At 69.6% G+C, this 2,313-nt stretch carries 2 protein-coding genes; one reads left to right on the top strand and one right to left on the bottom strand.

Going from position 1 to position 2,313, the window contains the following annotated elements:
• Window positions 1-77: 77 nt before the first annotated feature.
• The gene (locus QC029_RS30340; protein WP_279559061.1) at window positions 78-545 is read right to left on the bottom strand and encodes an RDD family protein; all 468 of its coding nucleotides are present in this window, start codon (window positions 543-545) and stop codon (window positions 78-80) included.
• 241 nt (window positions 546-786) lie between these two features.
• Between QC029_RS30340 and glnA the strand changes: the two genes are divergently transcribed.
• Window positions 787-2,196, top strand: coding sequence for a type I glutamate--ammonia ligase (gene glnA / locus QC029_RS30335; RefSeq protein ID WP_279559060.1), 1,410 nt, complete (start codon window positions 787-789; stop codon window positions 2,194-2,196).
• The last annotated feature ends 117 nt before the right edge of the window (window positions 2,197-2,313 follow it).

Below are 2,313 nucleotides of genomic sequence, written 5' to 3'. Positions count from 1 at the left end.
GCCCGGAACTCGGACGAGTTCCGGGCCTCCGCCGTGTCCGCGTCCGCCGCCGCGTGCCGCCGCGGACGGCCGCCGGCTCAGATCCGCACCTGCACGGCGCCGGAGAGCCGGTCGTGCAGGCCGCGCGAGTCGCGGTCCCAGACGAGCGCCGGCACGGCGAGCACCAGCAGGACCGTGCGCAGGACGGTGCGGGGCAGGGTGAGCCGCCCGCCGTTCACGGAGATCACGCGCAGGCCGAACAGCCGCTTGCCGGGGGTGGAGCCGACCGTGCCCACGGTGAGGACGCCGAGCACCGCGAAGACCAGCAGGGCCCAGTTCCCGGCCGAGCGGAGGTCGCCGCCCGTGAGCAGACCGTATGCGATCAGCATGCACAGGCCCCAGTCCACGAAGATCGCGCCGACCCGGCGCCCCAGCGGGGCGATCGACCCCGGCCCCTCCTGCGGCAGACCCAGCCGTTCACCGCGGTGGCCGAAGTCCGCGCCCATCTGCTCGGCCGCCGCTCGGGGGCCGGAGAGCCACGATCCGATTGCTTGCCTGTTGTCCACCCGTCAACGGTAACGCGCGGCCCTTCCGGGCACCCGGGCGGCCTGTGGACGGAGCGCGTGCGGGCCGTGGGGACGGCGTCGGGAGCACCTGTCCGCACACCCGTCCGGTTAACATCACCGAAACAAATGGGTCATGCTTGAGAAATCCCGCAAATCTAAGGTCGGGCACAGCAGGACACCGCACTGGACTGCCACTCGAGCTGCCACCCCGTCCCCTCGCGGCGGGACTAGGAGGACTTGGATGTTCCAGAACGCCGACGAGGCAAAGAAGTACATCGCGGACAACGACGTCAAGTTCGTCGACGTCCGCTTCTGCGACCTGCCGGGCATCATGCAGCACTTCACGATCCCGGCCTCGACGTTCGACCCGTCCGAGATGCAGGCCTTCGACGGGTCCTCGATCCGCGGCTTCCAGGCGATCCACGAGTCCGACATGGCGCTGCTGCCGGACCTGTCCACCGCCCGTCTGGACCCCTTCCGCCGGGACAAGACGCTCAACATCAACTTCTTCATCCACGACCCGATCACCGGCGAGCAGTACAGCCGCGACCCGCGCAACGTGGCGAAGAAGGCCGAGGCGTACCTCGCCTCCTCCGGGATCGCCGACACGGCGTTCTTCGGTCCCGAGGCCGAGTTCTACGTCTTCGACAGCGTCCGCTTCCAGACCAGCTCGAACGAGTCCTTCTACCACATCGACTCCGAGGCCGGCGCCTGGAACACCGGTGCGCTGGAGGACAACCGCGGTTACAAGGTCCGCTACAAGGGCGGCTACTTCCCGGCCCCGCCGGTCGACCACTTCGCCGACCTGCGCGCCGAGATGTCGCTGGAGCTGGAGAGGGCCGGCCTCCAGGTCGAGCGCCAGCACCACGAGGTCGGCACCGCCGGCCAGGCCGAGATCAACTACAAGTTCAACACGCTGCTCGCCGCCGCCGACGACCTGATGCTGTTCAAGTACATCATCAAGAACGTCGCCTGGCGCAACGGCAAGACCGCGACCTTCATGCCGAAGCCGATCTTCGGCGACAACGGCTCGGGCATGCACGTCCACCAGTCGCTGTGGTCCGGCGGCGAGCCGCTGTTCTACGACGAGCAGGGCTACGCGGGCCTGTCGGACACCGCCCGCTACTACATCGGCGGCATCCTCAAGCACGCCCCGTCGCTGCTGGCCTTCACCAACCCGACGGTGAACTCCTACCACCGCCTGGTGCCCGGCTTCGAGGCCCCGGTCAACCTGGTGTACTCGCAGCGCAACCGCTCCGCCGCGATGCGCATCCCGATCACCGGCTCCAACCCGAAGGCCAAGCGCGTCGAGTTCCGCGCCCCGGACCCGTCCTCCAACCCGTACCTGGCCTTCTCGGCCCTGCTGCTGGCCGGCCTGGACGGCGTCAAGAACAAGATCGAGCCCGCCGAGCCGATCGACAAGGACCTCTACGAGCTGGCTCCGGAGGAGCACGCGGGCGTCCCGCAGGTCCCGACCTCCCTCCCGGCCGTCCTGGAGGCCCTGGAGGAGGACAACGAGTACCTGCAGGCCGGCGGCGTCTTCACCGCGGACCTGATCGAGACCTGGATCGACTACAAGCGCACCAACGAGATCGCCCCGATCCAGCTCCGCCCGCACCCGCACGAGTTCGAGATGTACTTCGACATCTGATCGGCACCGGGGACGCCGCTCCCCCGGCGTCCCCCGCCGTCCGCCCGCGCGGGAGGGACGGGGGATCCCCGCGAGGCAGCCGGAGGCCGCCGGCCGCACACCGCACGGTGTGCGGCC

It is taken from the genome of Streptomyces sp. DH37, from assembly GCF_029813835.1.
In the GTDB taxonomy this organism is placed as follows: Bacteria; Actinomycetota; Actinomycetes; order Streptomycetales; family Streptomycetaceae; genus Streptomyces.
The sequence above is the reverse complement of the archived record's forward strand: the minus strand, read 5'-3'. Positions and strand labels throughout refer to the sequence as shown.

Bases quoted from the DNA above. Each gene is read 5' to 3' on its own strand.
- glnA (WP_279559060.1), top strand. From the start codon at position 787: ATGTTCCAGAACGCCGACGAGGCAAAGAAGTACATCGCGGACAACGAC.